Annotated in this window: 9 protein-coding genes; 4 read left to right on the forward strand and 5 right to left on the reverse strand. The window is 37.9% G+C overall.

Annotation, left to right across the window (positions count from 1 at the left end):
* The first annotated feature begins 24 nt into the window (after positions 1-24).
* From FZ949_RS08130 to fldA, 4 genes are all read left to right on the forward strand, one after another.
* Positions 25-1,188: a sugar transporter gene (locus FZ949_RS08130; protein ID WP_103579476.1), complete on the forward strand. Its 1,164-nt coding sequence runs from the start codon at positions 25-27 to the stop codon at positions 1,186-1,188.
* Positions 1,189-1,321: 133 nt separating this feature from the next.
* Entirely contained in the window at positions 1,322-1,633 is a 312-nt protein-coding gene (locus FZ949_RS08135; protein WP_002939277.1) for a DUF2325 domain-containing protein, read from the forward strand.
* A gap of 3 nt (positions 1,634-1,636) precedes the next feature.
* Complete coding sequence (locus FZ949_RS08140) at positions 1,637-2,350, forward strand: UDP-N-acetylmuramate--alanine ligase (protein ID WP_103579477.1); 714 nt, start codon at positions 1,637-1,639, stop codon at positions 2,348-2,350.
* An 11-nt stretch (positions 2,351-2,361) separates the two neighbouring features.
* Entirely contained in the window at positions 2,362-2,853 is a 492-nt protein-coding gene (gene fldA / locus FZ949_RS08145; RefSeq protein WP_103579478.1) for a flavodoxin FldA, read from the forward strand.
* Positions 2,854-2,886: 33 nt separating this feature from the next.
* Here the strand turns inward: fldA and FZ949_RS08150 are convergent, their stop codons facing one another.
* The 5 genes from FZ949_RS08150 to FZ949_RS09655 all read right to left on the reverse strand — a co-directional run.
* Entirely contained in the window at positions 2,887-3,624 is a 738-nt protein-coding gene (locus tag FZ949_RS08150) for an amino acid ABC transporter ATP-binding protein (protein ID WP_103579479.1), read from the reverse strand.
* Positions 3,624-4,292 (reverse strand): amino acid ABC transporter permease, encoded by a 669-nt coding sequence (locus FZ949_RS08155; RefSeq protein ID WP_021089366.1) that lies wholly within the window; start codon positions 4,290-4,292, stop codon positions 3,624-3,626. The genes FZ949_RS08150 and FZ949_RS08155 overlap by 1 nt, the downstream gene beginning before the upstream one ends.
* Before the next feature lie 23 nt (positions 4,293-4,315).
* Positions 4,316-5,068 carry an amino acid ABC transporter substrate-binding protein gene (locus FZ949_RS08160; RefSeq protein WP_103579481.1) on the reverse strand — a complete coding sequence of 251 codons (753 nt, stop codon included), beginning with the start codon at positions 5,066-5,068 and terminating at the stop codon, positions 4,316-4,318.
* Between the two features lie 9 nt (positions 5,069-5,077).
* Positions 5,078-5,830, reverse strand: a complete 753-nt coding sequence (locus tag FZ949_RS08165) for an amino acid ABC transporter substrate-binding protein (RefSeq protein ID WP_084041921.1) — start codon at positions 5,828-5,830, stop codon at positions 5,078-5,080.
* Between the two features lie 9 nt (positions 5,831-5,839).
* On the reverse strand, positions 5,840-6,073 hold a 234-nt coding region (locus FZ949_RS09655), incomplete at its 5' end, for a transporter substrate-binding domain-containing protein (protein ID WP_410369084.1).

Genomic DNA, 6,073 nt, shown 5'->3' on the forward strand with positions numbered 1-6,073 from the left:
AATGAAAAAATTTAAGGATAAAATTTGATAAGTGTTCATAGGGTAGCCTATTTAAGGGTTATAGCTCTTGCTTTTTGTGCTTTTATATTTAACACTACTGAGTTTGTCCCAGTGCCACTTTTAAGTGATATTGCAAAAGACTTTGATATGAGCACCGCCGATACTGGTCTTATCATCACGATTTATGCGTGGAGCGTCACTATACTCTCTTTACCGCTTATGCTTTTAACTGCAAATTTAGAACGAAAATCTCTTCTTTTAAAAGTTTTTATCGTATTTGTTGTAGCTCATATGCTTTGCGCCTTTGCTTGGAATTTTAAAATTTTAATTATTGCTCGGTTGATGATAGCTATTGCCCATGCCATTTTTTGGGCTATCACTGCTTCACTTGCTGTTAGGCTAGCTCCGATAAATAAAAGCTCGCAAGCTCTTGGATTGCTAGCTCTTGGTACATCACTAGCGATGATACTTGGTCTGCCACTTGGAAGAATTTTAGGTGACGCACTTGGCTGGCGTGTGACCTTTGGACTGATCGGAATTTTTGCTGTTGGTGTTGGAGTTTGGCTATATAAAATTTTGCCACTTCTGCCAAGTAAAAACTCAGGCTCACTTAAAAGCTTGCCAGAGCTTGCAAGAAATGGCCTTTTAATGGTCATATTTTTACTAACGGCAATTATCATAAGCGCGCATTTTAGCACTTATAGCTACATTGAGCCATTTGCAAAAGATATCAGTGGCTTTGATGGAAAATTTATCACAATATTCTTGCTTATATTTGGCGTTGCTGGTGTAGTCGCAAGCCTGCTTTTCTCTAAATTTTATAAGCTTATTCCAAATGCATTTTCTGCAATTTCTATTATGCTTATTTTATGTTGCTTGCTTTTGTTAAATTTTATTGCTAAAAATGAAGTTTTAATGCTAGTTTTGGCCTTTATTTGGGGGCTTGGCATAGCTGGTGTAAATATGAGCTTTCAAATAAAAGTGCTAAATTTAGCCTCAAATGCAACTGATGCCGCAATGGCGATATTTTCGGCTATTTATAACATAGGCATCGGAGCAGGGGCGCTAATAGGGCATCAAACGATAGTTCATTTAGGCGAGCAAAATATCGGGAATGTTGGTAGTTTTTTTGCCGCAAGCGGACTTATCATATTTTTGTTTGCGGTATCTAAGGTTAAGAGAATTTAGATGTTTAAATATTCTAAGCAAAACGTTACAAATTTCTACATATAAGTGATAATAAATATCATAACTAAGAAAAATTTTAGTTAAACTTCCTTATAATCATTATCAGAAAATGAATAAATTTTAGGAGCTTATTATGTCAGTTTTAGTTATCGGTGCAGATGAGATAACGCCTATCAAGGCAGTTTTACATGATTTGGGAGCTGAGAAGATAGAACACTGGGATGCTAGAAATGAAAACCGTGTAAATCGCAAGCCAATCCCTCAAGATACTGAGTGCGTGGTGATGCTAACTAGTTTTTTAAACCACAACACGATGAAGACTATTAAAACTCAAGCAAAAAAGAGAAATATTCCAATTGTTTGTGCAAAAAGAAGCGTTAGTTGCGTATTTTGCGAGTACTGCAAGGTCTTTGGGCTAGATAAGGAATTTGGATGCAAAGAATAATCAATGAGATTCGGGCTTTTATCAGATATTGGCGAAATAACTCCAAATATTTTTGCAAAGCTTGATAGGCTTTCACGTGCAAAAATTTTTATTGCACTTTATAATTCTGGCGTAGAAAGTGAGCTAAAAATACCACTTTCTTACGCTAAATTTCTAAATTTCAAAGAAATTTTTGAGGCTAGGATAAATTTCCTACTTCGTGAGAAATGTTTAAATTTTAAGCCAGCAGATCGCTTTTGTATTTCATCAAATATCATCATAAATGCTTATTTAAAAGGTGACTTTTCAAAGATAAAATTTATAGCAAAAGAGCCAAAAATGGTGGCTGCAAAGATGATAAAAATGCTTTATGTAAGTGGGAAATTTGAGTTTTGCATGGATGCGGCACAGATGTTTTGTCAATTTGTTTATGATAAAATACGCCTCCGCCATCAAGACAAAGAGGTTGTTCTAAATGGCGGTGTCATTTCGGTCAAAAAAGATGGTAAAAATTTACTCAGTGTCATGCCAAGCTTTAAAAAAGTGAGCTTTGATGATATGAGAAATTTAAACGACGATATAGATAGAGCTGTCGGTGTGCTTGGTCACGAGTGCGAGATGGTTTATATTGTTTTTCCTAGAAATGAGGAATTTAGGCGACACGTTGAGGTTAGGCACTGTTGTGCGAGAGGTTTGATCAAGCTTGTGCCTTATACGATTATTAGTAAAATTTTTTAAAAAGGATAAAAATGATAGGTATAGTTTATGGAAGTAGCATGGGAAATACCGAAGATGCAGCAAAACTTATAAGTGAGGGTCTAGGCCTTGAAAATGAGCTTTTAAACGTTGCTGATGTAGACGCAGCGAAACTAAATAGCTTTGATAAGCTCATCCTTGGTACATCAACCTGGGGTAGTGGCGATCTTCAAGATGACTGGGATGCGTTTGACTTTAAAACATTAAATCTAAGCGGAAAAACAGTCGCTGTTTTTGGTATGGGTGATAGCGAGAGCTACTCTGATGAGTACTGTAACGGCATGGCAAAGCTTTATGATGAGGTCGTAAAAGCTGGCGCAAAGGTAGTTGGTGAGGTTAGCACTGATGGCTATACATTTGATGGCTCTGATGCTGTTAGAAATGGAAAATTTGTAGGTCTAGCACTTGATGCTGATAACCAAAGTGACAAAACTGAGGGTAGAATTTCAGCTTGGATCGAGCAGATAAAACCTCACTTTGCTTAATGTAATTTTAGCTAGATTTTCTAGCTAAAATTTTCATATATCCATAGCTGAGATGAAGCTTTTTATTCTTTCGTTTTGGCTATTGAAAAACTCATCTACCAAACCATCAAATGCGATCACACCTTTATCTAAAAACAAAATTCTATCAGCTATCTTTCTAGCAAAATTCATATTATGAGTGACAATGATCATAGACTTTTTCTCTTTTGCAAGAGATAAAATAACCTTTAAAACTTCGGCTTCAAGCTCTGGATCAAGCGCGCTTGTAGGCTCATCAAGCAGTAAAAAGTATGGATTTACAGCCAGGGCTCTAGCGATGGCTACACGCTGTGCTTGTCCGCCAGAGAGCCTGTTTGGATAGGTATCTTCTTTGTGGCTAAGCCCCACTTTAGCTAAAAGCTCTTTTGCCTCTTTTATTGCTTCGTTTTTATCCTTTTTTTGAACGTAGATTGGAGCTTCGGTGACATTTTGAAGTGCTGTTAGGTGCGGGAAGAGGTTAAAGCTTTGAAAGACCATACCTGTTTTTTTGCGAATTTCTAAAAGCTCTTTTGAGCTAAGCTTCTCTTTAAAATTTACAGCTCTGTCATCTATCTCTAAAACTCCACTTTGTGGGATCTCAAGTAAATTTATGCATCTAAGAAGCGTTGATTTGCCACAACCAGATGAGCCAACGATCACGGTCGTTTGTCCCTCTTTGAAGCTTGTGTTTATGTTATCTAGCACCAAATGATCGCCGTAAGATTTGCTTATATTTTTAAAATTTATAGCCATTAGACATACCTTGAGACAGCTTTTTCAAGCCTTGATTGAAGATAGGTTAAGAGTGTGCAAACCACCAGGTAGATAAGTGCTGCTAGGATGTAGAGGATGAGTGGCTCAAAGGTCCTTGCTGCGATCCTTTGAGCGACCATAAACATATCTACCATCGTTATAGAAGCTGCTAGTGAAGTATCTTTAACAAGGCCTATAAATGTGTTAGAAAGCGGTGGCAACGAGATCCTCACCGCTTGAGGCGCGATGATACGCTTTAAAATTTGATAGTGCGTCATGCCAAGCGATGTGGCAGCCTCCCACTGACCTTTTGGCACAGAAAGTATGGCAGCCCTTACAGACTCGGAGGCGTAAGCGCCTACGTTTAGGCTAAATGCTATAGTAGCAGCACTCCAAGTATCAAGCGTGACTCCGATGCTAGGAAGCCCGTAAAATACGATGAAAAGCTGCACAAGAAGTGGCGTGCCGCGAAATATCCAAACATAGGTGGCAAATATAAATTTTAAAATTTTTATATTTGAAAGCCTTGCTACTGCTGTGATAATGGCGATGACAAGCCCTAGTGAAAACGAGAGTAAAGTAAGTGGGATCGTCACTTTTAAAAGCGCGATGATCATCGGTAGCGTCGAGCTTGAAACAAGCTCGATCACTCTATCTAAATTTTCCATTTTTGTCTTGTTAATTTATAAATTTATTTTGAGACGTCTTTGCCAAAGTAGCTTTTTGAGATAGCTTCTAGTTTGCCTTCTTTTGAAAGTTCGTTTAGAGCATTTGAAATTTGCTCTGCGAGTTCGGCGTTGTCCTTTTTAACAGCTGCTGCTGTGTAGTCTTTTTCATCAAGTGAGGCGGCTATCTTTACAGGTGCGTTTGGACGCTCTTTTATGAAGTCGTAAAATACGATGTTGTCTCTTACAACAGCATCTACGCGTCTTGATATAAGAAGCTCCATACTTTTAGCATAGCTATCAGTCACAACTAGCTCAGCACCGTATTTTACGGCGACTTTCGCCCAGTTGCTAGTTGCTGAGTCGGCATCTTTTTTGCCTTTTAGATCAGCAAAACTTTTGATGTCGTTATTGTCTTTTCTAGTGATGATAGCGCCAAATGTCACAGTATAAGGCACTGAAAAAGCATATTTTTTCTTTCTCTCATCGGTTATACTTACTTGGTTAAACACAACGTCTGCTTTGCCAGCGTCAAATGCTGCTAGCATCGCGTCCCATGGGGCTGTTAGAAACTCAACTTTTAAATTTAGCTTTTGTGCTACCGCTCTTGCGATATCTACGTCGTATCCTACTAGCTCATTTTTGTCATTATAAAATGTAAAAGGTGCGTAAGTGCCTTCTGTTGCTACTGTTAGCACGCCATCTTTTATAGTTTTTGCTTGCAAATTTAGAGCCATTGCAAGCACTGCTACTACTTTTAATAAATTTGTAAATTTCATTTTGATCCTTTATTTTGAAATATCTTTTCCAAAATATTTCATCGAAATTTCGCTTATCTTACCCTCGGCTTTTAGTTCATCAAGCGCTTTGTTTATCGCCTCTAATAGCTCAGTGTTGCCTTTTTTAACGATTGCAGCTGTTGGCATCGGCTCGTTGCTTGTGTATGCGATTTTTAGTGGCGCATTTGGGCGTTGTTTGATGTAGTCAAAAAATGTGACGTTGTCATTTATCGTATCGTCAGCTCTTTTTGAAATGATAAGCTCCACGCCTTTGCTAAAGCCATCAGCTACGACCACTGTTGCGCCGTTTTTCTCGGCTATCGCTGCCCAGTTGCTAGTTGCAGAGTGCACGCTTTTTTTGCCCTTTAGATCAGCAAAACTTTTTATGTCGTTATTATCTTTATGCACGACAATTACCGGATATGGCATAGTGTAAGGCACGCTCATACCATACTTTTTCTTTCTATCTTCGTTTATACTAACTTGATTAAATACAACATCGGCCTTACCAGCATCAAAAGCCGCAAGCATCGCATCCCAAGGGGCTGTTAGAAACTCAACTTTTAAATTTAGCTTTTGTGCTACCGCTCTTGCGATATCTACGTCGTATCCTACTAGCTCACCCTTTTCATCATAAAATGAGTAAGGTGAGTAAGTACCTTCAGTTGCGACGATAAGTTCGCCTTTTTTGATAGTTGAAGCATTTAAATTTAAAGCTAAAAAAGCACCTGCGATCAAGCCAAAAATGGGCTTAAAATTCATTGATTCTCCTTATTTAGAAATATCTTTGCCGAAGTATTTAAGCGAAATTTCGCTTAAAGCTCCTTCTTTGCTAAGCTCATTTAGGGCAAAATTTATCTTAATTAGTAGCTCTTTGTTACCTTTTTCTACGTTATAGCCCATTTTGTTCACTATTTGTATGGCGTTATCTTTTATGCTTGCTAGTAAAATTTTGTAAAGGTAGAATTTAGCAAACAATCGCACGAATTGCACCAAATTTAAAAA

The sequence above is a fragment of the Campylobacter concisus genome (assembly GCF_902460545.1).
Taxonomy (GTDB): domain Bacteria; phylum Campylobacterota; class Campylobacteria; order Campylobacterales; family Campylobacteraceae; genus Campylobacter_A; species Campylobacter_A concisus_AE.